The 23,159-nt window shown below is 66.1% G+C and carries 22 protein-coding genes; 17 read left to right on the top strand and 5 right to left on the bottom strand.

The genetic code is table 11. The annotated features are described in order from the left end of the window. The first annotated feature begins 353 nt into the window (after window positions 1-353). The 13 genes from PHLH3_RS25895 (at window position 354) to PHLH3_RS25840 (ending at window position 13,290) form a co-directional block, all read left to right on the top strand. A complete protein-coding gene (locus tag PHLH3_RS25895) occupies window positions 354-761 on the top strand; it encodes a biopolymer transporter ExbD (protein WP_173179202.1) in 408 nt (135 codons plus the stop codon). A gap of 4 nt (window positions 762-765) precedes the next feature. Beyond that, window positions 766-1,524, top strand: a complete 759-nt coding sequence (locus PHLH3_RS25890; RefSeq protein WP_213626314.1) for a TonB family protein — start codon at window positions 766-768, stop codon at window positions 1,522-1,524. Between the two features lie 61 nt (window positions 1,525-1,585). Continuing rightward, complete coding sequence (locus PHLH3_RS25885; RefSeq protein WP_213626313.1) at window positions 1,586-3,934, top strand: TonB-dependent receptor; 2,349 nt, start codon at window positions 1,586-1,588, stop codon at window positions 3,932-3,934. A 64-nt stretch (window positions 3,935-3,998) separates the two neighbouring features. Continuing rightward, a complete protein-coding gene (locus tag PHLH3_RS25880) occupies window positions 3,999-4,637 on the top strand; it encodes a MotA/TolQ/ExbB proton channel family protein (protein WP_173179208.1) in 639 nt (212 codons plus the stop codon). 20 nt (window positions 4,638-4,657) lie between these two features. Beyond that, window positions 4,658-6,370 carry a bifunctional metallophosphatase/5'-nucleotidase gene (locus PHLH3_RS25875; RefSeq protein ID WP_213626312.1) on the top strand — a complete coding sequence of 571 codons (1,713 nt, stop codon included), beginning with the start codon at window positions 4,658-4,660 and terminating at the stop codon, window positions 6,368-6,370. Between the two features lie 80 nt (window positions 6,371-6,450). Next, complete coding sequence (gene cdd / locus PHLH3_RS25870; protein WP_173179212.1) at window positions 6,451-6,864, top strand: cytidine deaminase; 414 nt, start codon at window positions 6,451-6,453, stop codon at window positions 6,862-6,864. Window positions 6,865-6,911: 47 nt separating this feature from the next. Beyond that, window positions 6,912-8,174 (top strand): NupC/NupG family nucleoside CNT transporter, encoded by a 1,263-nt coding sequence (locus PHLH3_RS25865; RefSeq protein ID WP_213626311.1) that lies wholly within the window; start codon window positions 6,912-6,914, stop codon window positions 8,172-8,174. Between the two features lie 53 nt (window positions 8,175-8,227). Continuing rightward, window positions 8,228-9,007, top strand: a complete 780-nt coding sequence (gene deoC / locus PHLH3_RS25860; RefSeq protein ID WP_213626310.1) for a deoxyribose-phosphate aldolase — start codon at window positions 8,228-8,230, stop codon at window positions 9,005-9,007. Window position 9,008: 1 nt separating this feature from the next. Continuing rightward, window positions 9,009-10,178: a thymidine phosphorylase gene (locus PHLH3_RS25855; protein WP_244862943.1), complete on the top strand. Its 1,170-nt coding sequence runs from the start codon at window positions 9,009-9,011 to the stop codon at window positions 10,176-10,178. Then, complete coding sequence (locus PHLH3_RS30535) at window positions 10,139-10,315, top strand: hypothetical protein (protein ID WP_244862942.1); 177 nt, start codon at window positions 10,139-10,141, stop codon at window positions 10,313-10,315. The genes PHLH3_RS25855 and PHLH3_RS30535 overlap by 40 nt, the downstream gene beginning before the upstream one ends. 9 nt (window positions 10,316-10,324) lie before the next feature. Further along, window positions 10,325-11,563 carry a phosphopentomutase gene (locus PHLH3_RS25850; protein ID WP_213626309.1) on the top strand — a complete coding sequence of 413 codons (1,239 nt, stop codon included), beginning with the start codon at window positions 10,325-10,327 and terminating at the stop codon, window positions 11,561-11,563. After that, the gene (gene deoD / locus PHLH3_RS25845; RefSeq protein WP_213626308.1) at window positions 11,564-12,277 is read left to right on the top strand and encodes a purine-nucleoside phosphorylase; all 714 of its coding nucleotides are present in this window, start codon (window positions 11,564-11,566) and stop codon (window positions 12,275-12,277) included. 80 nt (window positions 12,278-12,357) lie between these two features. Continuing rightward, window positions 12,358-13,290, top strand: coding sequence for a S1/P1 nuclease (locus PHLH3_RS25840; protein ID WP_213626307.1), 933 nt, complete (start codon window positions 12,358-12,360; stop codon window positions 13,288-13,290). Between the two features lie 290 nt (window positions 13,291-13,580). Here PHLH3_RS25840 and PHLH3_RS25835 read toward each other — a convergent pair whose 3' ends face one another. The 4 genes from PHLH3_RS25835 to PHLH3_RS25820 all read right to left on the bottom strand — a co-directional run bounded on the left by PHLH3_RS25835 (window position 13,581) and on the right by PHLH3_RS25820 (window position 16,992). After that, entirely contained in the window at window positions 13,581-14,381 is an 801-nt protein-coding gene (locus tag PHLH3_RS25835; RefSeq protein WP_021219294.1) for a cyclic nucleotide-binding domain-containing protein, read from the bottom strand. A gap of 105 nt (window positions 14,382-14,486) precedes the next feature. Then, the gene (locus tag PHLH3_RS25830) at window positions 14,487-14,759 is read right to left on the bottom strand and encodes a TfoX/Sxy family protein (protein ID WP_111260119.1); all 273 of its coding nucleotides are present in this window, start codon (window positions 14,757-14,759) and stop codon (window positions 14,487-14,489) included. Between the two features lie 243 nt (window positions 14,760-15,002). Then, the gene (locus PHLH3_RS25825) at window positions 15,003-15,350 is read right to left on the bottom strand and encodes a pentapeptide repeat-containing protein (protein WP_111260118.1); all 348 of its coding nucleotides are present in this window, start codon (window positions 15,348-15,350) and stop codon (window positions 15,003-15,005) included. Between the two features lie 82 nt (window positions 15,351-15,432). After that, window positions 15,433-16,992 (bottom strand): bifunctional aminoglycoside phosphotransferase/ATP-binding protein, encoded by a 1,560-nt coding sequence (locus PHLH3_RS25820; protein WP_213626306.1) that lies wholly within the window; start codon window positions 16,990-16,992, stop codon window positions 15,433-15,435. A 116-nt stretch (window positions 16,993-17,108) separates the two neighbouring features. Here PHLH3_RS25820 and mrcB point away from each other — a divergent pair, with 116 nt between their 5' ends. From mrcB to PHLH3_RS25805, 3 genes are read left to right on the top strand one after another with little or no spacing between them, the layout of a single operon-like run. Then, window positions 17,109-19,427 carry a penicillin-binding protein 1B gene (gene mrcB / locus PHLH3_RS25815; protein ID WP_213626305.1) on the top strand — a complete coding sequence of 773 codons (2,319 nt, stop codon included), beginning with the start codon at window positions 17,109-17,111 and terminating at the stop codon, window positions 19,425-19,427. Between the two features lie 16 nt (window positions 19,428-19,443). Continuing rightward, on the top strand, window positions 19,444-20,172 hold the full coding sequence (locus PHLH3_RS25810) for a tetratricopeptide repeat protein (protein WP_213626304.1): 729 nt from the start codon (window positions 19,444-19,446) through the stop codon (window positions 20,170-20,172). Next, window positions 20,172-20,492: a YqcC family protein gene (locus PHLH3_RS25805; RefSeq protein ID WP_173179232.1), complete on the top strand. Its 321-nt coding sequence runs from the start codon at window positions 20,172-20,174 to the stop codon at window positions 20,490-20,492. Before PHLH3_RS25810 ends, PHLH3_RS25805 begins: the two co-directional genes overlap by 1 nt. A 40-nt stretch (window positions 20,493-20,532) precedes the next feature. Here PHLH3_RS25805 and PHLH3_RS25800 read toward each other — a convergent pair whose 3' ends face one another. Then, entirely contained in the window at window positions 20,533-21,024 is a 492-nt protein-coding gene (locus PHLH3_RS25800) for a DUF4124 domain-containing protein (protein ID WP_213626303.1), read from the bottom strand. A gap of 409 nt (window positions 21,025-21,433) precedes the next feature. Between PHLH3_RS25800 and PHLH3_RS25795 the strand changes: the two genes are divergently transcribed. After that, entirely contained in the window at window positions 21,434-23,158 is a 1,725-nt protein-coding gene (locus tag PHLH3_RS25795; protein WP_213626302.1) for an acetolactate synthase 3 large subunit, read from the top strand. Window position 23,159: the final 1 nt, after the last annotated feature.

Raw genomic sequence — 23,159 nt, 5'->3', positions numbered from 1 at the left:
GCCCTCATGAAACCTGACGGAGATGACAGGTTGATAAATTGTCGGACGATGTCCGTCTGATCCTGTCTGTTGAGACAACTTGGTGCGGGCTTTTCCTGGAAGTCGCCAGATTGGGGCATCCACAGGTTTGACCTGATCGACACTCAGCGGCCAGGAGCCTCTGCTGCGGGCCATGCAAATCAAACGCTTATTTCAATACTGATTGTGAAGTCAGTTTCTGGCACGCTCCGTGCTGTCATCAAAGCGTTACATGAACTCGCCATCATTCGCGCCAATCCTGCGTTGATGGTCAGGATCAAATGAGGGCAGGTTGCGGCCGCCCTTCGCTGATGACTGTGGGAGGTTGTGTCCTCATGCGTAGCTGGGACGTTGCGAAGAAGAAGAAGGCCCACATCGAGATCATCCCGATGATCGATGTGATGATGTTCCTGCTGGTGTTTTTCGTGCTGGTGAGTCTCAACGTGATTCCCGCCGTGGGCATCAAGACCCAGTTGCCGACGGCTGCCCATGCCCAGCAACTGAAACCGCAGAACAAGGCGGTGATCACCCTGGGGCTTGACGAGAAGCTGCAACTCGATGGCCAGGATGTGAGCGAGAACCTGCTGGTCGAACAATTGAAGTCGCTGGAAAGTTCGGCCGAGAAGTTGGTCATCATCATCAACAGCGACCAGGGCGTGGAAGTGAAACGCCTGGTGGCGGTGATGGACCTGCTCAAGGGCAATGGCTTCTCTTCCGTTTCCATCGCCACGCGCAAATCCTGACGCCATGTTTCCTATCTATAGAACTCGCAAGTTCATTGCGTGTGTGCCGGCGGCTTGCCTGCTGCTCGTATTCGTTTATTCCGCCAGTTCGCAGAGCCTGCAGATGAAACCCAGGTACGACGACAGCGCCGTGGAAGTCGCGCTGGTGGACCCGGCCGACTTCCTGCCGCCTCCACCCGAGCCGGAACCCCTGGTGGAAGCGCCGCCGCCGGAACCCGAGCCGCTGCCCGAACCCGAGGTCGAGGAGCCGGTGGTGATCGAGCCGCCGAAGCCCAAGCCCGTTCCCAAGCCGGTGCCCAAGCCTGTGGTGAAGCAGGTCGAGAAGCCCAGGCCGCAGGTGGTCAAGCAGGAGCCCAAGCCCGCGCCGCCCGTGGTGGCCAAGGCCGCACCGGCCCCGACGCCCGCGCCGGCCCCGGTAAGCGTGCCGGTGGCACCGCCGCAGCCGCGCGTCGACAGCGCGGCACTGGAGGGCGTGTACACCGCCGCCCTGCGCAAGGAGTTGGAGAAGTACAAGCAATACCCGCGTGGTCGCGAGGCGTCGTTGCAGCGCCCCGAAGGCAACGTGGTGGTCTGGCTGTTGGTGGACCGAGTGGGGAATGTCCTGGATGCGGGCATTGAAAGCAAGGCAACGAACATGTTGCTGAACAAGGCTGCACAAACAAGTTTGCGTCGATTGGAAAAAGTTTCGCCGTTCCCGAGCGAAGCCTTCCAGGGAAAAGACAAACAGCGATTTACCGCGACCTTTAGTTACAACGTCGAGTGATCAAGTACCCATAACTAATCAAATAAACGAAGGCGTTCCTTTTTATCGAGGAGTTTGGTCCGTGAAGTTTAATAAGTTATTTGCAATGTTCCTGGCCGCTGGCCTGGGGGGATGGACGATGGCGGCCCTGGCGGCTGACGAGTCCGGCAGTTCCGTTGACGTGGGCAAGGTGAAGGTCACCGGGCAGAACCTGGGCAATGGCCAGATGGTGGTGGAGAGCGCGCCGAAGTCGCGTTCTACCGTGACCAAGGAAGCCCTGGAGAAGATGACCGCCACCGGCAACGCCATCGACAAGCTCAAGTACACGCCAGGGGTCAACGTCTCCAGCGACGACTCCAGCGGCCTCAGCGGTTTCAACTTCACCATGCGCGGGATGAACTCCGATCAGGTCGGCGTTTCCCTCGATGGCATCCCGGTGAACGATTCGGGCAACTACAACCTCTACCCGAACCTTCTGGGCGACCCGGAGAACCTCGGCGAAGTGTTCGCCACCCAGGGGTCTTCCGAGATCGACGCGCCGCACATCGGCTCCTCCGGCGGCAACATCGGCCTGGTGACCCTGCGTCCCGAGAAGGACTTCGGCGTCTTCGGCAAGCAGACCCTCGGCAGCAACAACCTGCGCAAGACCTTCGTGCGCCTGAACACCGGCCAATACAACGGCTTCAGCAACTACATCTCGGCGTCCCACACCGAGGGGGACAAGTGGCGCGGCGAAGGCGTGCTGCGTGCCGACAAGGTCACCCTCAACAGCCTGTTCGAGGATGGCGAAGGCAACTCCCTGAATGCGGTGATCAACTACCACAAGCAGGAAAACTACAACTACTCGAACCCCAGCAAGGCCCAATTCAAGACCTACGGCCGCGACTTCGACTACCTGGACGACCCGCGCTTCAACAGCAACGGCAAGATCATGACCGGGAGCGGCAGCTCGGTGAACGGCGTGACCCGCGGCACCGGCTACTCGGTGCTGATGCGCAACCCCTTCGAGAACGTCACCGCCTCGCTGACCGGCCGCTTCCAACTGCGTGACGACGTGCTGCTCACCGTGGCGCCCTACTACTACTGGGCCAACGGCGGCAGCTTCGGCAGCTTCACCGGTCCCTACTCGCTGAACCGCGGCACCAGCAACACCGGTGGCAACTACGACCTGGGCAACCTGCCGACATCGGGCCAGTTGAACGCCGACGGCACGCCCAACAGCGGCCTCTACTACCGGCCCTCGATCACCGAGACCTGGCGCCCCGGCATCAACACCAGCATCAAGTGGGACATCAACGACGAGCACAGCTTCAGCACCGGCTACTGGTACGAGCGCGCCCGCCAGCGCCAGACCCAGCCCTTCGTGCCCCTCACGCCCGATGGCAAGCCGGTGGATATCTGGGCCGGCTACCACGACTCCGAGCAGGCGCGCGACGCCAACGGCAACGTGATCCAGGGTCGCAACTACTTCACCGTGACCCCGGCGCACAAGCTGTTCGCCCAGGACGTCTGGTCGGTGACCCCGGACCTGACCCTGACCGCCGGCATCGCCTATGACTACTCCGAGCGCAAGGGCGACAACCGCGGCAGCCTCACCGAGAAGAAAGAGAAGCGCAACAAGACCTACCACGAGCTGCTGCCGAGCTTCAGCGCCCAGTACCTGCTCGACGACGAGAACCAGGTCTTCTACAACCTCACCCGCAACATGCGCACGCCGCCGAACTACGTGCTCTACAACAAGGGCGACTCCATCAGCCTCGAACCCGAACTGAGCTGGAACCATGAGTTCGGCTGGCGCTACGCGGTCGAGGACATGGCCCTCAGCGCCACCCTGTTCTACCTGACCTTCGAGAACCGCCAGGTCTCCAGCCGCGACGAGGCCGGCGACTACGTGATGCTCAACGTCGGCAACGTGGTCAACCAGGGCCTGGAGCTGGAGTGGAGCGGCCTGCTGCCGCACAACTTCAACTACTACGCCTCCTACACCTATACCGAGGCCGAGCAGAAGGACAGCGTGCGCTACCGCGGCGTGGACCTGCCCACCGAGGGCAAGACCGTCGCCGGCGTGCCGAAGAACATGCTCAACCTGAGCTTGGGCTACGACGACGGCCTGTACTACGGGAACATCGTCGGCAAGTACGTCAGCCGCCAGTACGGCGACCTGACCAACGACGAAAGCATCCCCGACTACGCCATCGCCGACCTCAACCTGGGCGTGCACCTGCCGGTGCAGGGCACGGCGCTCAAGAGCGCGGCCGTGCGCCTGTCGGTGAACAACCTGTTCGACAAGGAATACCTCTCCGGCGTACGCACCACCCAGTTCAACGCCGTGACCTACTCGCAGGGCAGTGCCTCGGCGTTCGGCAGCTCGCCGTACTACACCATCGGCGAGGAACGCACCGTTTCGGTCAGCTTCGAAGGCTCCTTCTAATCCACCCCGAAGTCCGCAGGGCCTTCGGGCCCTCCGGCACACCTGAGTTCGCTGGAGGTACCACATGAATATGGATCTGCTGCACGACATCACCTTCTACGTGATGTACGGCGCCGCCGCCCTGGCGGCCTTCATCGCCGTGGAGCGCGGCATCTTCTTCGCCTACAGCTTGCGCCAGGCGGTGAAGCTGGAAGCGGCGCTGGTGCCGAGCATGCACGGCATCGACGAGCTGCCGGCCGCGCTCAATGGCCGCCGCAGCCTGCCGCTGGAGATGATCGACCAGCTGTTCGAGCAGAAGGGCGCGGTCACCTCGCACAAGGATCTCGAAGACCTCAGCGAATCCATCTACATCGCCACCCGCGGCAAGCTGATGCACGGCCTGTGGATCCTCGAGACCGTGGTCACCGCGGCGCCGCTGCTGGGCCTGCTGGGCACCATCCTCGGCATCATCGACACCTTCCGTGCCCTGGCCGAGGCCGGCGTATCCGACCCGGGCGAAGTGTCCAAGGGCATCGGTACCGCGCTGTTCGCCACTGCGCTGGGCATCGCCATCGCCCTGGTCGCGATGATCTTCCACAACCACTTCCAGGACCGCGTCGAGCGCATCACCGACCACCTGAAGATCCTCCTGCTGCGCGCCGGCATGGGTACCGTGGTCCGCACGGCGGCGCCGGTCGCCAGCGGCCAGCTGCAGCCGGCCTGATGCGCGCAGGGGAGTCACGCATGTCCCGTTCCCTTGCCCGCAGCCGCATGCTGGGCGTCCTCCTGCTCGCCGGCCTGGCCGGTTGCGGGCAGGAAGCCGCGCAGCCGGTGGCGGTGAATCTGGTGGCGATCAACGATTTCCACGGCTACATCCAGGGCAGCAGTTACCGCTACCCGGACCCGGCCAACCCCGGCAAGACGCTCTCGGTGAACGCCGGCGGCATCGCCACGCTCGGCGGCATGCTGGCGGAGCTGCGCAAGCAGGACCCGCAGCTGCTGTTCATCGGCGCCGGCGACCTGGTGGGCGGCAGCCCGCCGATCTCCGCCATGTGGGCCGACGAACCCAGCCTGGAGGCGCTCAAGGCCATGGGCCTGCGCTTCACCGCCGTGGGCAACCATGAGCTGGACCTGGGCAAGACCGAGCTGCTGCGGCAGATCAACGGCGGCTGCGAGTCGCCGCGCCCGGACAAGGCCTGCCGCTTCCGGGGTGAGTACGAGGGGGCCGGGTTCGACTACCTGGCCGCCAACCTGGTGGACAGCGCCAGCGGCAAGCCGCTGCTGCCGGCCTATCGCATCGAGGAGGTGAAGGGGGTCAAGGTGGCCTTCGTCGCCGCCATCCTGCGGGACGTCGCCAGCGTGGTCCGCCCCAGTGGCCTGGCCGGGCTGGAGGTGCGCGACGAGGCCGACTCGATCAACGCGCTGATCCCCGAGATCAAGGCTGCCGGTGCCAACGCCATCGTCGCCGTGGTGCACCAGGGCGGCAGCACGCCGGAGCCCTTCGATGCGCCCGCCTGCCAGCAACTGGGTGGGGACATCGTCGAGGTCGCCAAGCGCCTGGACCCGGCGGTGGACCTGCTGATCAGCGCCCACAGCCACCAGGGCTACCTGTGCCGGGTGGGCAGGCTGCCGGTGACCCAGGGCGCCTCCTACGGCCACCTGCTGACCCAGCTCACCCTGGAGGTGACGCCGGGCACGCACGAGGTGACCGGCGTCGAGGCCCGCAATCTGCTGGCCGACCCGGCGCGCTATGCGCCGGACGAGAAGCTCGCCGCGCTGCAGGGCGAGATCGAGGCGCGCAGCGCCGTGGTGCTGGCGCGGCCCATCGCCCGCCTGGCGGCCCCCGAGGTGCGTCGCGAAATGAACGAGGCGGGCGAGTCGGCCATGGGCGACCTGATCGCCGATGCGCAGCTCGCCGCGACCCGCTCGCAGGGCGCACAGCTTGCGCTGATGAATCCCGGCGGCATCCGTGGCGACCTGGCACTGGAGCCGGGGCTGGAGACGGTCAGCTACTCCCAGGTGGCCGGCTCGCAGCCCTTCAACAACACCCTGCACCTGCTGACCCTGAGCGGCACCCAGCTGGTGGCGCTGCTGGAACAGCAGTGGCGGGGCGGGGATGGCTTCACACCGCTGCAGGTTTCCTCGTCCTTCACCTACCAGTGGGATGCGGGCAGGCCGGCCGGGCAGCGCGTGCTGGTCGACAGCCTGCGCCTGGACGGCCAGCCGGTGCTGGCGGATGGGCGCTATCGCGTGGTGTCCAACGCCTTCCTGGCGGAGGGCGGCGACGGCTTCAGCCTGTTCCGCGAAGGGACGGAGCACCGCGACAGCGGCATCTCCGACCTGGACGCGCTGATCGACTACCTGGTGGCCCGGGACCAGGCCGGCACGCCGGCGGGCGAGGCCGAGGGCGCGGGGCGTATCCGCCGTGTGGAGGTTGCGGTCAGTCAGCGGGAATAGCGGTTTGCGACAAGGAGGCGCCCGCATGACGGGCGCCCGATAGCCATAAAGAAGGCGACCCAGAGTCCCGGACGGTACCCATGAACGATGTTGCTCGATCCGCTCTGTGCGAGCGGTTGTTGCCCCAGGCCATCGAGGCTGCGGCACGGACCTACAGCCCCTATTCCCGATTCCCCGTCGGGGCGGCGCTGCTCACCCATGACGGCCAGGTGGTCCTCGGCTGCAACGTGGAAAACGGCTCCTACGGGCTGACCAACTGCGCCGAGCGCAGCGCGTTGTTCGCCGCCATCAGCCAGGGCCATGCGCCGCGCAGCTTCAAGGCCTTGCTGGTGTTCGCCCCGCAAGTGCCGGTGATCAGTCCCTGCGGCGCCTGCCGACAGGTGATCAGCGAGCTGATGGAGGCCGACTGCCCGGTGATCTGCTGCGGCAGCGACCCGGGGTCGACCCGCCTGTGGCGCGTCGACGAGCTGCTGCCCGGCGCCTTCGCCCTCTAGAACAACGACAAGAACAACGACGCACCTTCTTCCGGGGAATCCATTTCATGATCGGCATGCTCGGCATCCTGATGTTGCTGGTAATCGCGTACCTGTTGTCCTCCAAGCGCAGCGCCATCAACCTGCGCACCGTCGGCACGGCCTTCGTGCTGCAGGCGGGCTTCGCCGCCTTCGTCCTCTACGTGCCCTGGGGGCAGAACTCCCTGGCGGCCATGTCCCATGTGGTCAGCAGCCTGGAGGACAGTGCGACCAAGGGCATCGACTTCCTCTTCGGCGGTCTCAACAGCACGAAGATGTTCGATCTGTTCGGTGGCGGCGGCTTCGTCTTCGCCATCAAGGTGCTGCCGGTGATCGTGTTCTTCAGCGCCTTCATCGCGGTGCTCTACTACCTGCGCATCATGGACGTGATCATTTCGGTGATCGGTGGCGCCCTGCAGCGCGCCATGGGCACCAGCCGCACCGAGTCGCTCTCGGCCACCGCCAATATCTTCCTCGGCCAGACCGAGGCGCCGCTGGTGGTGCGCCCCTACATCCCGCACATGACCCGCTCCGAGCTGTTCTCGGTGATGGTCTGCGGCCTGGCCTCCACCGCCGGCTCGGTGATGATCGGCTACGCCAGCCTCGGCGTTGATCTCAAGTACCTGATCGCCGCGAGCCTGATGTCGGCGCCCGGCGGCATGCTCATGGCCAAGTTGATGGAGCCCGAGAGTGAGACGCCCCAGGACCGCCCGGACCTGATCGAAGGCTACGCCGACGACCGCCCGGCCAACGTGCTCGACGCCGCCGCCGCCGGTGCCTCCAGCGGCCTGCAGCTGGCGCTGAACGTGGGGGCCATGCTGCTGGTGTTCATCGCCCTGGTGGCGGTGCTCAACAGCCTGATGGGCTGGCTCGGCGGCTTCGTCGGCTACCCCGGCGTCACCCTGCAGCTGCTCTTGGGCTACGCCTTCGCCCCGGTGGCCTGGCTGCTCGGCGTGCCCTGGGCGGAGGCGATCCAGGCCGGCGGCTTCATCGGGCAGAAGATCGTGCTCAACGAGTTCGTCGCCTATGTCGACTTCGCCCGCTACATCAATCCGATCCAGGCGTCGGCCGCCGGTGTCGAGGTGCTCAGCGCCCACACCCAGGTGATCGTCACCTTCGCCCTGTGCGGCTTCGCCAACCTGTCCTCCATCGGCATCCTGCTGGGCGGCATGGGGGTGATGGCGCCCAACCGGCGCAAGGACCTGGCCCGACTCGGGGTTCGCGCGATGATCGCCGGCACCCTGGCTAACCTGATGAGTGCGGCTCTGGCCGGACTGTTCGTTTCGCTCTGATCGAATCACTGCAATGGGGCGCCGGAATCCGCGCCCCTGGGGAAATGTTCCGAATGACGCAATTGACGGATACCGAACTGGCCCGGATGGCCATCGGCCTGCTGGACCTGACTTCGCTCAACGACGATGACGACGAGGCGGCCATCGCCGCGCTGTGCCGGCGCGCCCTGACCCCCGAGGGGCGAGTGGCAGCGCTGTGCATCTACCCGCGCTTCATCGGCTTCGCCCGCCGTACCTTGGAGGCGCTGGGCGCCGGTGACCTGCGCATCGCCACCGTGACCAACTTCCCCCAGGGCGCCGATGACATCGCCGCCGCCGTGCGCGAGACCGCTGCGGCGGTGCTCGATGGCGTGGACGAGGTGGACCTGGTCTACCCCTACCGCGCGCTGCTGGCCGGCGATGCCGAGCGCGGCCGCGAGATGGTCGCCGCCTGCAAGGCCGCGTGCGGTGAGCGGGTGCTGCTCAAGGTGATCCTCGAGACCGGCGAGCTGGGCGACCTGGCGCTGATCCGCCAGGCCAGCCGTGACGCCATCGCGGCCGGGGCGGATTTCATCAAGACCAGCACCGGCAAGGTGGCGGTCAATGCCACGCCCGAGGCGGCTGCGCTGATGCTCGGGGCGATCCGCGAGACGGGAGGCCGCGTGGGTTTCAAACCAGCGGGAGGCCTTCGTACCCTGGCCGATGCGCGCTGCTACATCGAGCTGGCGGCCGGTGAGCTGGGGCTGGGCTGGGTGGATGCCCGGCATCTGCGCCTCGGTGCCTCCAGCCTGCTCGGCGACTTGCTGCGGGTGCTCGGCCAGGCCGAGCCCGCTGCCGCGCCGGAGGGTTACTGATATGTGGCTGGCGCAGGAAGTGATTCGCCGCAAGCGCGATGGGCTGGAGCTGGCGGGTGAGGATATCCGCCGCTTCGTCGAAGGCATCAGCGATTCCAGCCTCAGCGAGGGCCAGGTGGCGGCCTTCGCCATGGCGGTGCTGCTCAAGGGCATGAGCCTGGAGGAGCGCATCGCCCTCACCACCGCCATGCGCGATTCCGGCCAGGTGCTGGAGTGGAAGCTGCCCGGCCCGGTGGTGGACAAGCACTCCACCGGTGGCGTGGGCGACCTGGTGAGCCTGGTGCTGGCGCCGCTGCTGGCGGCCTGCGGCTGCTACGTGCCGATGATCTCCGGGCGCGGCCTGGGGCACACCGGCGGCACCCTGGACAAGCTGGAAAGCATCCCCGGCTATTGCACCCGGCCTGACCCCGAGCGCCTGCGCACGGTGGTGGCGGAGGTGGGCTGCGCCATCATCGGCCAGACCGCCGACCTGGCGCCGGCCGACAAGCGCCTGTATGGCATCCGCGATGTCACCGGCACGGTGGAGTCGGTGGACCTGATCACCGCGTCCATCCTGGCGAAGAAGCTCGCGGCCGGGCTCGATGTGCTGATCATGGACGTGAAGAGCGGCAACGGCGCCTTCATGAGCGACCCGCAGCAGGCCGACCTGCTGGCGCGCAGCCTGGTGGCGGTGGCCAATGGCGCCGGCGTGCGCACCCGCGCGGTGATCTCCGATATGAACCAGCCGCTGGCCCGCAGTGCCGGCAACGCCCTGGAGGTGGAGGAAGCTTTGGCCCTGCTCAAGGGCGAGGTACGCAGCCCGCGCCTGTGGGAAGTGACCCTGGTGCTGGCCGAGGAAACCCTGGTGGCGGCCGGGCTGGCCGAGGACTGCGCCCAGGCCCGTGCGCACCTGCTGCAGGCCTGGCGCGACGGTGCTGCGTTGCAGCGCTTCAACCAGATGGTGGATGCCCTGGGCGGCCCCCGTGGCCTGCATCGCGAGCCCTGGCGCCACCTGCCCTGGGCGCCGGTGGTGCACCCGGTGCACGCCGAACGCGGCGGCATCGTCCAGGCGGTGGATACCCGCGCCGTCGGGCTCGCGGTGGTCGCCCTGGGGGAGGGCGCAAGCGCCCGGAGGATGAGGTCGACCCGGCCGTGGGCTTCAGCGCGCTGGCGCTGCCCGGTGAGCGGGTAGGGGATGAGCAGCCGCTGGGGCTGGTGCATGCGCGGGATGCCGCCAGCGCCGAGCGTGCGGCGGCGGCCCTGCGTGCGGCCTATCGGCTGGGCGACGGCGAGGCGAGTGTCGCCGAGCTGATCGGCCGGCGTTACTAGGAGCGGGCCATGGGCAGAGCCTTGTTGCTGGTCCTCGACTCCTTCGGCATTGGCGCCACTGCCGATGCCGGGCGCTTCGGCGACCAGGGTGCCAACACCCTGCTGCACATCGCCGAGGCCTGCGCCCGGGGCGAGGCGGACGGTCCGCTGCGCCGCGGCCCCTTGCGCCTGCCAAACCTGGAGAGGCTGGGGCTGGGCCATGCGGCGGCGGCCAGCGCGGGCGCTTACCCACCGGGCTTCGATCCCGGGGCGCCCGCCATCGGCGCCCACGGCCATGCCCGCGAGCTGTCCAGTGGCAAGGACACGCCGTCCGGCCACTGGGAGATGGCCGGTGTGCCGGTGCTGTTCGACTGGGGCTATTTCGCCGAGAAGGAGAACAGCTTCGCGCCCGAGCTGCTGGATGCGCTGATCGAGCGCGCCGGCCTGCCGGGCATCCTCGGCAACTGCCACGCCTCGGGCACCACCATTCTCGAAGAACTGGGCGAGGCGCACCTGCAGAGCGGCAAGCCCATCTGCTACACCTCGGCGGACAGCGTGTTCCAGATCGCCGCCCACGAGGAGGCGTTCGGCCTGGAGCGGCTTTACGAGGTGTGCGAGATCGCCCGCGAGCTGTGCGATGACTGGAACATCGGGCGGGTGATCGCGCGACCCTTCGTCGGCACCCGTGCCCTCGATTTCCGCCGTACCGGCAACCGCCGCGACTACGCCGTGCCGCCACCCGCGCCGACCCTGCTGGACCGGCTGGTGGAGGCGGGCGGCCAGGTGTTCGCGGTGGGCAAGATCGGCGACATCTTCGCCCACCGGGGCATCAGCCGACTGTACAAGGGCGATGGCAACGAGGCGCTGTTCGAGGCGACCTTGCAGGCCCTGGCCGAAGCGCCGGAGCGCAGCCTGGTGTTCGCCAACTTCGTCGATTTCGACATGCTCTTCGGCCACCGCCGCGACATCGCCGGCTACGCGCTGGCGCTGGAAGCCTTCGACCGCCGCCTGCCGGAGCTGCTGGCGGCGATGCAGGCGAGCGATGTGCTGGTGCTCACCGCCGACCATGGCTGCGACCCGAGCTGGCCGGGCAGCGACCATACGCGCGAGCACGTCCCGGTGCTGGCCTTCGGTGCCGGCATCACGCCCGGCAGCCTGGGCGAGCGCGGCAGCTTCGCCGACATCGGCCAGAGCCTGGCCCGCTTCTTCGACCTGCCGGCCTGCACCCACGGCGAGTCCTTCCTCAACCCTGAATCCGGAAATCCCTAGATGGCCACTCCCCATATCACCGCCCTGGCGGGCGACTTCGCCGAAACCGTACTGATGCCGGGCGACCCGCTGCGGGCGAAGATGATCGCCGACACCTACCTGACGGACGTCCGCCAGGTGAATGCGGTGCGCAACATGCTCGGCTTCACCGGCTTCTACCGGGGCCTGCGCATCTCCGTGATGGGCTCGGGGATGGGCATTCCCTCGCTGTCGATCTACGCCCATGAGCTGTTCAGCCAGTACGGCGTGCAGCGCATCGTCCGCGTCGGCAGTTGCGGTTCGCTGCAGGAAGGCGTGAAGGTCGGCGACCTGGTGATCGCCCAGGGCGCGTCCACCGATTCGGTGGTCAACCGCAAGCGTTTCGGCGGCTTCGATTTCGCCGCCCTGGCCGACTACCGGCTGCTGGAACGCACCGTGCGCCGCGCCGATGAGAGCGGGCAGCCGGTGCATGTGGGCAACGTCTTCTCCGCCGACCTGTTCTACGAGCCGGACCCGGCCTGGGCCCAGCGCATGACGCGCATGGGCGTGCTGGCGGTGGAGATGGAGGCCGCCGGGCTCTATGGCGTGGCGGCGGAACTGGGGCGCCAGGCATTGGCGGTGCTGACGGTGAGCGACCACCTGATCAGCGGCGAGAAGCTTTCGGCCGAGCAGCGGCAGGACGACTTCCACGACATGGTGCGGCTGACGCTGGACGCCATGACCCTCGATCACTGAGTCATTTCCTTGCGCGTGGGTGCGACGTCCAGGCGCGCCCGAGGGCGCTTCTTGCCTGGGCACAGCCATTAGGGGGAAACATGCAGCACAACGGATTTCGCCGGGCCCTGGGTGCCGGTCTCTTCATCGGCAGCTTGCTCTGGGGCGCCCAGGCCGGTGCCTGGGGCCAACTGGGCCACGCGGTGGTGGCCGATATCGCCGAAGCACAACTGACGCCAGCGGCCAAGGCCGAGGCCGATCGCCTGCTGGCGCTGGTGCGCCAGCAGCACCTTTCCGCTGTCGCCAGCTGGGCCGACAACCTGCGCAACATGCCGGACTTCCAGACGCTCTGGGAGCAGACCCGCGCGCAGCACTACATCAACTACAAGACCGACGATTGCGCCTACCAGGCTGCCCGTGACTGCCCGGATGGCCAGTGCGTGGTGGCGGCCATCGAGCGCAATGCCGCGCTGCTGGCCGACCCGACGGCGAGCGACAACCAGAAGGTCATGGCGCTGATGTTCGTGGTGCACTTCGTGGGCGACATCCACCAGCCGCTGCACAACAGCTATCGCCTGGACAAGGGCGGCAACGACTTCCCGGTGGTGGTCGGCGGCCGCGACTACAACCTGCACGGCGTCTGGGACAGCTACCTGCTGGCCAGCCGGCGCCTGGACCAGGCGGCCTACACCGCCAGGCTGTCCGAGGACCTGCCGAAACCCGAGGCGGGTACGCCGGCGAGCTGGTCGGGGGAATCCTGCGCCATCGTTCGTGACGATGACCTGTATCCGAAGGCCGGCGGCAGGAAGGTCTTCAAGCCCGATGCCTTCAAGCAGTCGAAGAGCGAGGAATGGGCGCGGCGCGGTACCCAGGGGGGCGACGAGGACGGCGAGGCGGGTGGCAACCAGGACACCCTGGATCGTCGCTACCTGAAGAAATTCCTGCCGCTGGCCGAGCGCCGGGTGCAGGAAGCGGGCATCCGCCTGGCGCAGCTGCTCAACGCCACCCTGCCGGCGGGCACGCCGAAGAAGTGAGGCCCAGGCACGCGGGGCGAGGCGGGGGAGACGTTTTCACAGGCAAAAAAAGACCCGGCAAAAGTGCCGGGTCAATAACCGTGATTAGCCTGATGAGGAGATAATCTGAAGAGTCCGACTGCTTGGTCTCCCAGCTTACCGGCTGATCTCGCGACCAGTTGCGGTAATAATAACAATTCTCATTTCACTGTCAACGCTTTCTGCGAATTATTTTCATCTCGCTCGTCGAGGTGGGCTGTAAAGCACAAACCCCGGCACTTGGCCGGGGTTTTTGTTGGAGGGGCCGGAGGTCACTCCGCCGGCTTGGCCAGGCGTTGCTGGGTGACTTCCTTGTTCAGCAGGTCGATGCGGCGGGCCATGCTCTCGATCAGGCTGTGGGCGATGCGCGGGTTGCTCTGCATCAGGCTGAGGAACTGGTCCTTGGGGATCACCATCACGGTACAGGGCTCGCTGGCGACCACGGTGGCGCTGCGTTTCTCGCGGGTGAACACCGCCATGGCACCGAAGATCTCGTCCTTCTGCACGTCACCGACCTTCTGCCCGTCGACGAAGGCTTCGGCATGCCCTTCTATGATGATGAACACGTGGTCGGCTTCGTCGCCCTGGTGGATCAGCTCCTCGCCGGCGGCGAAGTGCTGGAAGCCGGTGGCGGGGCGGATCTCGGGCTGCTTGAGGCGGGCGAGTGCGTCGGAGAGCAGGGCGGTGTGGCCGATCAGGTACTGGATGAACAGCTCCTGGCCCTTCTCGCTGCCGTAGATGTGCTTGAACACATCACCACGGGCGTAGGGGACGAGGCTCAGCGGCTCGTCGCTGCGATAGCGGCAGCTGGGCAGCTCGATGCCCTGGCGCAGGCCGACCAGGTCGCCCTCCTGGAGGTAGAACAGCGGGCGTTCGTCGACCAGCGCATGCAGCAGGCCGTTCTCGATGAGGAACAGCTGGTTGCCGGGCAGCACCTTGGCCAGGTCCTCCACCGCATCGAGGCGCAGCGGCGGGCCCGAGGGCTCGAGCCCATCGAGCAGCTGGCCGGGAATGCTTTGCAGTCGGTTGATCAACTGGTCGGCGTAAGCAGGTTGCTCCCCGAGTAGGTACATGACAGTAATTCCTTGAACTGGCTGGGCGGCTTGGACGCACGAACGTCCCTGAAACAATAGGGCGCATCGCCATCGCAGTAAATGCTATCTCGCCCAGGTTGTGAGCTAGCTCTTGTTGTTGGGTGGCAACGCATCCAACTGCCCGTTCAGTTCCGCCTTGTGCCCCGGTGAGAGGTCGTTCCAGTGCACGTCCAGCAGGGCGCCTTCTATGGCGTAGAGCAGCACCTTGGACGCGCGGAACCCCCGGGCGCGGACGGCGCGGTAGGCGCCCACCGCACCGAGGCGGCGCAGGTCGGAGGCGCTGTGGATGCCCACCGCGTGCAGCCACTGTGCCGAGGTCTTGCCGAGGTTCTTCAGGTGTTGCAGTTCGTCGTTCATCCAGCCTCCTTGCGATGGTAGGGCGCAAAGGATCAATCCCGGTCGATTCGAGCAAGTGTAGCGGCCATCTGATACTGCGTAGCCGGGTGACTGCATCCCTGCCCGGCGCCAATCGCGGCTTGCCCCTGCCTTCGGTTTCCTGCGGAGCTTGCGCCCGGGTATCAGCGTAGACGCCATCCGTGCGGGCGCGACCCGCCTGGGGCCGATCCTCGGTCGGGTGAGGCCCGCAGCGGGTGCGCGGCGCTATTTGTGGGTGTTGTAGCGCAGGCGGGTGCCGAAGTTCACCGACATGAGGATCTCGTCGGCCGCCAGTTCGGTGGGGAAGTAGGCGCCGGATATCTGCGCGTGGGCGAGGCTGGCGCCTTCGAGGCTGGCCTCGCGCAGGTCCAGGCCTCGCAGGTCGGAGCCCCGGAAGTAGGCACCGGTGAAGTCGATGCGTGCGGCGTCGAGGCCTCGCAGGTCGAGGCCGCGGAAATCGCCCGAGGCCATGTCGACCGGGCCTTCCTTGGGCTTCTGTGCATTGAAGCCGGCCACATCGTCATTGTGCAGCAGGCGGTAGAGGGGGTTGTCGAGCTGGTGGGGGGCTGTCATCGCTACTCATCCGGTGAGAATTCACCGGGAGTATAGAAGCCGCGGCGAGCACTGCCCGCCGCGCTGTGGATGACGCGGCCGATCAGAGGCCGGGCAGGTGCTGGCGAATGCGCTCGACAAGGCTGTCGAGGCTGCTGGCATCGTGGGTGTCGATGCGCTTGCTGTGGGTCTGCTCCTCGGCGGTCAGGGCTTCGCGGCTCGCCTGCTGGGCATGCACCACCTCCAGCGTGGCGTCGGAGGGATCGCCGCCCTGCTGCTTGCGCTGCTCCAGCCAGCCTGCGATGACGGCATCGGGGGCCTGGCAGTCGAGTATGACGACCGGGGTGCCGACCTGTTCGGCGACGTCCTGCGCAGCCTGGCGCTGGGCCTGCTTGAGGTAGGCGGCGTCGATCACCACCGGGAAGCCGGCGTGCAGGACGGTTTCCGCCAACTGGTGCAGGTGCCGGTAGGTGCGGGCGGTCGCTTCGGCGCTGTAGATGCCGCTGTAGAGGTCGTTCTGTTCGCCCTGCTGCTGGCCGAACAGGCGCTTGCGCTCCACGTCGGAGCGCAGGCGGATGGCGCCGAGGGCCTCCACCAGGCGCAGGGCGACATGGCTCTTGCCGACGGCGGAAACACCGTGGGTGATCGCGAGGAAGCGCGAGGGGATGGCGCTGTAGCTTTCCGCCAGGTTGGCGTAGTTGCGGTACTGGCGCAGGGTGGCGGCCTGCTGCACGGCGTCGCTCTGGTGCGCCAGGCTGAACAGGGCGATCTTGGCGCGGACCAGGGCGCGGTAGGCCTTGTAGAAGTTCAGCACTTCCAGGCCCTTGTAGTCGCCGGTCTCTTCCAGGTAGCGGCTGATCAGGCGACGGGACAGCGACTTGAGGCCGCGATCCTCGAGGTCCATGGCCAGGAAGCCGATGTCGGCGTAGACGTCGGTGAAGCGGAAGGGCTCGTTGAATTCGATGCAGTCGAACAGCACCACTTCGCCGTCGATCAGGGTGGCGTTACCCAGGTGGATGTCACCGTGGCATTCGCGGATCGAGCCGTTGTTCTTGCGCTCGGCCAGCAGCGGCAGCAGGCGCTCGTAGCTGCTCTGGGCCCAGGCTTCCAGCGCGTCGAGCTGTTGCAGGTCGGCCTTGTTGCTGAGCATCGGGCGGATCTGGTCGAAGTTCTGCTGCACCGGCGCCATGACCATTTCCGGGGTGCCCAGCGGGTGCTCGACGGCGACCTGGGGGGACTGCAGGTGGAACTGGGCGATCTGCACCGCCAGGGCGTCGATGTGCGCCGGGGTCAGTTCGCCGCGTGCCTGGACCTCGCTCAGCAGGTTGGCCTGGGGGAACTGCGCCATGCGGATGGCGAACTCGATGGCGGGGCCTTCGCCGCCCAGTCGCGGGGCCGCCTCGCTGCCGGTGATGGGCAGGACGTCGAGGTAGAGGTCATGGGTGAGGCGCTGGTTGAGGCGCACTTCTTCACCGCAGAAGCGCTCGCGGGCTTCCAGGCTGGTGAAGTCGAGGAAGCCGAAGTTCACCGGCTTCTTGATCTTGTAGGCATAGGGGCCGGTGAGCAGGACCCAGGAAATGTGCGTTTCGATGACCGTGAAGCCTTCCACAGGATGCGGATAAAGGGCAGGGTCTTGCAGGGCGGCAATCAGTGCTTGGCTCACGGTCTTTCCTTGCTGGAGATGCTGGCAGAGCGGGGCATTATGGCCGCTGTGCACCACTCTGCAAACCGTCAGGAGGCGCCTTCTGGCTGTGGACAAAGTGCGTATAATGCGCCGCCATGACCCGTTCCCGATCCCCCCGCTCCCGTAAAAAGCCCCGCTCCAGCGGCCTCCGTACCCTATTTGGCTGGGGCTTGAAGCTCGGCCTCGTGGGGCTGGTGGTGCTGGCGGGATTCGCCATCTACCTGGATGCCATCGTCCAGGAAAAATTCTCCGGCAAGCGCTGGACGGTTCCGGCCAAGGTCTATGCACGGCCGCTGGAATTGTTCGTGGGCCTGAAGCTGGCCAAGGATGATTTCCTCAAGGAACTCGATGCGCTGGGCTACCGCCGTGAAAGCGCGGCCAATGGCCCGGGTTCGGCGTCCGTTGCGGGCAGCGCCGTGGAACTCAACACCCGTGGCTTCCAGTTCTACGAAGGCCCCGAGCCTGCGCAGCGGATCAAGGTGCGCTTCTCCGGCGACTACGTGGCCGGCCTGACCCAGGCCAACGGTGGCAACCTGGCCGTGGCACGCCTCGAGCCGTTGCTGATCGGCGGTCTCTACCCCGCCCACCACGAGGACCGTGTGCTGATCAAGCTGGACCAGGTCCCTGCCTACCTGGTGGAGACGCTGGTGGCGGTGGAGGATCGCGAGTTCTTCAACCACTGGGGGGTCTCGCTCAAGTCCATCGCCCGTGCCATCTGGGTCAACGCCACCGCCGGCCAGCTGCGCCAGGGTGGCAGTACCTTGACCCAGCAGTTGGTGAAGAACTTCTACCTGACCAACGAACGCAGCATCAGCCGCAAGGCCACCGAAGCCATGATGGCGGTGCTGCTGGAGCTGCACTACGACAAGCGCGAGATCCTCGAGGCCTACCTCAACGAGGTGTTCCTCGGCCAGGACGGGCAGCGCGCCGTGCACGGCTTCGGGCTCGCCAGCCAGTACTTCTTCAGCCAGCCGCTGTCCGAGCTGAAGCTGCATCAGGTCGCGCTGCTGGTGGGCATGGTCAAGGGGCCGTCCCAGTACAACCCGCGTCGTAATCCCGAGCGCGCGCTGGAGCGCCGCAACCTGGTGCTGGACCTGCTCGCCGAGCAGGGCATCGTCACGCCGGAAGAGGCGGCCGAGGCCAAGGCCAAGCCGCTGGGCGTGACCCAGCGCGGCAGCCTGGCGGACAGCTCGTTCCCCGCGTTCCTCGACCTGGTCAAGCGCCAGCTGCGCCAGGATTACCGCGATGAAGACCTCACCGAAGAGGGGCTGCGCATCTTCACCAGCTTCGACCCGATTCTGCAGCTGAAGGCCGAATCCGCGCTCGACGAGACGCTCAAGCGCCTGGCTGGCCGCAAGGGGGTCGAGGAGGTCGAGTCCGCGATGGTGGTGAGCAACCCGGAGACGGGGGAGGTCCAGGCGCTGGTGGGCAGTCGTCAGCCGCGCTTCGCCGGCTTCAACCGCGCGATCGACGCCGTGCGCCCGATCGGTTCGCTGGTCAAGCCCGCGGTGTATCTCACCGCCCTGGAGCGCCCCAGCCAGTACACGCTGACCAGCTGGGTGCAGGACGAGCCCTTCTCGGTGAAGGGGCAGGACGGCCAGGTGTGGACGCCGCAGAACTATGACCGCCAGGCGCACGGCAGCATCTACCTGTACCAGGGGCTCGCCAACTCCTACAACCTGTCGACCGCCAAGCTGGGCCTGGAACTGGGCGTGCCGAACGTGCTCAAAACCCTCGAACGGCTCGGTGTTTCACGCGAGTGGCCGGCCTTCCCGTCGATGCTGCTCGGTGCTGGTGCGCTGAGCCCGATGGAAGTGGCGACCATGTACCAGACCCTGGCCAGCGGGGGATTCAATACGCCCTTGCGCGGGATTCGCAGTGTGCTGACCGCCGAAGGCGAGCCGCTCAAGCGCTACCCCTTCCAGATCCAGCAGCGCTTCGATCCGGGCGCCATCTACCTGGTGCAGAATGCCATGCAGCGGGTAATGCGCGAGGGGACCGGGCGCTCGGTGTATACCCAACTGCCCAGCTCGCTGAACCTGGCCGGGAAGACCGGGACCACCAACGATTCCCGTGACAGCTGGTTCGCCGGCTTCAGCCAGGATCTGCTGGCTGTCGTATGGCTCGGCCGTGACGACAATGGCAAGACGCCGCTCACCGGCGCCACCGGTGCGTTGCAGGTGTGGACGAGCTTCATGCGCAAGGCCGATCCGCTGCCCCTGGACATGCCGATGCCGGATAACGTGGTGCAGGCGTGGATCGATCCGCACAGCGGCCAGGGCTCGGATTCCAGCTGCCCGGGTGCGGTGCAGATGCCGTATATTCGCGGCAGCGAGCCGGCGCCGGGCCAGCCATGTGGAATGGGTGCGCCAGTGGACTCGGTGATGGACTGGGTCCGTGGCTGGATGCAATGAACCAAGAGGATCTGATGTGAATAAAGGGTGGATTCCTGTCCTGACCGTTGCGGTCATGCTGACCGGCTGTGCGACTCCCCAGCGAAACGCCATTCCGGTGGTCGATTCCGGTGGCCCGATGTCCGAACAGGAAGAGGGCGCCGGCGGCGGATACCGTGCCCCGGTCGCCGCACCGCAGCCGCAGTACGACGCCCAGGATGCTGGCGTGGTGGTGATGGTGCCGGGTGCCAGTGGCAGTTCCGCCCAGGCGATGCCCGCCCCCAGCGCGCCCATCAGCGGTTCGATCAGCACCGGCCCCATCACGCCCGGCCCGATCACTCCGGGGCCTTCGAGCTCCGCACCGCTTTCCACCGGCAGCTACAGCATGCCTTCCGCGCCGAGTGGTATCCCCAGCGGCGGCAGCCTGGCTGCCGACGAGCAACTGGATGGCCCGGTCCTGGCGTTGCTGACCACCGCCCAGCAGCAGCAGAGTGGCGGTGATCTCAACGGTGCCTCTTCCAGCCTGGAACGTGCCCAGCGCATCGCGCCGCGTGAGCCGCAGGTGCTCTATCGCCTCGCCGAGGTGCGTCTGGCCCAGGGTGATGCCGCCCAGGCCGAGCAGCTTGCCCGTCGTGGCCTCAGCCTCTCCAATGGTCGCCCTGCATTGCAGGCTGGCCTGTGGGAGCTGGTTGCCAAGTCCCGTGAGCGCCAGGGCGATCCTTCAGGTGCCGCCCAGGCACGCCAGCGGGCCAAGGTCAGTTCCTGATGGATCCGCGCCTTTCCGATGTGGCCGATCAATTGCTGCTGATCGAGCGTGAGTTGCGTGTGCTCGGTTGGTGGGCGGAAGTGCCTCCGAGCGAGGAGGCGCTTTCCAGCCAGGAGCCGTTCTGCGTCGATACGCTGGCCTTCGAGCAATGGCTGCAGTGGATTTTCCTGCCGCGGATGAAGCTCATCCTGGAGTCGGGGCGTGATCTGCCGCAAGCGTCGGGCATTCGCCCCATGGCCGAGATGGCCTATCGCGAGCGCCCCGTCGAGGTGCGTTCGTTGCTGGATGCGCTGGGTGAATTCGATCGTCTGATCGGGTGAGGTGTTGCTGCGGCGTTGGGTGCGCCGCAGCAATCTTCGGTCAGTTGCAGTTTTCGTCTATCGCCTTCTTGGCTTCCGCGATCTTGGCCTGGCGCTCTTCCTCAGACAGGCGACGTATTTGGCCCCCTTCATCCACTCGCAGGCGCGGGTTGTTCTGCAGCTGCGCGAGGTTGGTGCGCGTGGTGTCGCAGTACTTCTTGCGCTCGGCTTCCTGCTTGGCGACGTCGGCCTTGACCTTCTCGTCGATGGCCTTCTGTTTTTCATCGCTGCCGGCGTTCGCCGGGGCGGCCGGCTTGGCGGGCTCGGCCTTTTCCTCGGCCTTCGGCTGGACGGGGTAGGGGTTCTCGAAACTGGGTTTCACTTCCTTGGGTTGCGCTGTGCCGGTGCTGATCGACTTGGCGTCCTGGCCCTGCGGCGGCTGGGCACCGAAGTGGGTGACACCCTGCGCGTCCACCCATTTGTAGACCTGGCTGGCCATGGCGGAACTGCCCAGGGCGAGCAGCAGGCTGCCCGTGAGAATGATGCGACGCATGCTGTTTCCTTGTGATCGATCGTGACCTGGCAATTACTATAACCAAAACCCGCCTATCGTCATCCTGCTGCGTGTCACAGCCCCGTGATCGAAGAAACACGCACGGATTGCTTGACTTGTCCCTCTCCAATCCGAAGAATCCACGGTTCGCTGTGTCAGTGGGCCGGCCGCAAGTCGGTAGCTGCCATAGTCGATGAGGTGCATACCCGCGCCGACCTGTTACACCCGCAACGCGTTACCTCGCGCTGGGTGGGAAAGCCCCGCAACAACTCTCAGGGGCCGCCCCGATGCTTGCTCAGTCAGTAGCTGACGTAGTCCGACTACCCGTCGTTCACGTGACTACTTGCAAGCAAACCTATTCAGGCCGTCCGGTCGCGGGCGGTTTACTGGCGTTATAGAGGTGATCAACGTGGAGCTTTTATCTGGCGCTGAAATGGTCGTCCGCTCGTTGCGTGACGAAGGCGTTAAGTACATCTACGGGTACCCGGGTGGTGCCCTCCTGCATATCTACGATGCCCTGTTCAAGGAAAGTGACGTCACCCATATCCTGGTGCGCCACGAGCAGGCTGCTACCCACATGGCCGACGGCTACGCCCGTGCCACCGGCAAGCCCGGCGTGGTGCTGGTGACTTCCGGCCCTGGCGCGACCAACGCCATCACCGGCATCGCCACCGCATACATGGACTCCATCCCCATGGTCGTGCTGTCCGGGCAGGTGCCGAGCAACATGGTGGGCACCGACGCCTTCCAGGAAACCGACATGGTCGGTATCTCCCGCCCGATCGTGAAGCACAGCTTCATCATCAAGCATCCTTCGGAAATCCCCGAAGTGATCAAGAAGGCCTTCTATCTCGCCCAATCCGGCCGTCCCGGCCCGGTCGTGGTCGACATCCCGAAGGACATGGGCGATCCGACCCAGAAGTTCGAGTACAGCTACCCGAAGAAGGTCAAGCTGCGCTCCTACAGCCCCGCCGTTCGCGGTCACTCCGGCCAGATCCGCAAGGCGGCCGAGATGCTGCTGGCTGCCAAGCGTCCGATCCTGTACGCCGGTGGCGGCGTGATCATGGGCGGTGCTTCCGAGCCACTGACCGAACTGGCCAAGATGCTCAATGTGCCGGTGACCAATACGCTGATGGGCCTCGGTGCCTATCCGGGGATGGATCGCCAGTTCGTTGGCATGCTCGGCATGCACGGCAGCTACACCGCCAACCTGGCGATGCACCATGCCGACGTGATCCTGGCTGTGGGCGCCCGCTTCGACGATCGCGTGATCAACGGCGCGAGCAAGTTCTGCCCGAACGCCAAGATCATCCACATCGATATCGACCCGGCTTCGATCTCCAAGACCATCAAGGCCGACATCCCGATCGTGGGGCCGGTGGACAGCGTTCTCACCGAGATGGTCGCCATTCTCAAGGAAATCGGCGAGACCCCGAACAAGGAGACCGTCGCCAGCTGGTGGAAGCAGATCGAGGAATGGCGCGGTGATCGTGGCCTGTTCCCCTATGAAATGGGCGACGGCAGCATCATCAAGCCGCAGACCGTCATCGAGACGCTGTGCGAAGTCACCAAGGGCGATGCTTACGTGGCGTCCGACGTGGGCCAGCACCAGATGTTCGCCGCGCAGTACTACCGCTTCAACAAGCCCAATCGCTGGATCAACTCCGGCGGCCTCGGCACCATGGGCTTCGGCTTCCCTGCCGCCATGGGCGTGAAGCTCAACTTCCCGGATGCCGACGTGGCGTGCGTGACCGGTGAAGGCAGCATCCAGATGAACATCCAGGAGCTGTCCACCTGCCTGCAGTACGACTTGCCGGTGAAGATCGTCAACCTCAACAATGGCGCGTTGGGCATGGTCCGCCAATGGCAGGACATGCAGTACAACAGCCGTTATTCGCACTCCTACATGGAGTCGCTGCCGGACTTCGTCAAGCTGGTTGAAGCCTATGGCCACGTTGGCATGCGCATCACCGACCTGAAGGATCTGAAGCCGAAGATGGAAGAAGCGTTCGCGCTGAAGAATCGCCTGGTGTTCCTCGATATCCAGGTCGATCCGAGCGAACACGTCTACCCGATGCAGATCCGGGATGGCGCCATGCGCGATATGTGGCTGAGCAAGACGGAGCGGACCTGAA

It is taken from the genome of Pseudomonas sp. Pc102 (genome assembly GCF_018408275.1).
Lineage (GTDB): Bacteria > Pseudomonadota > Gammaproteobacteria > Pseudomonadales > Pseudomonadaceae > Metapseudomonas > Metapseudomonas tohonis.
The sequence above is the reverse complement of the archived record's forward strand: the minus strand, read 5'-3'. Positions and strand labels throughout refer to the sequence as shown.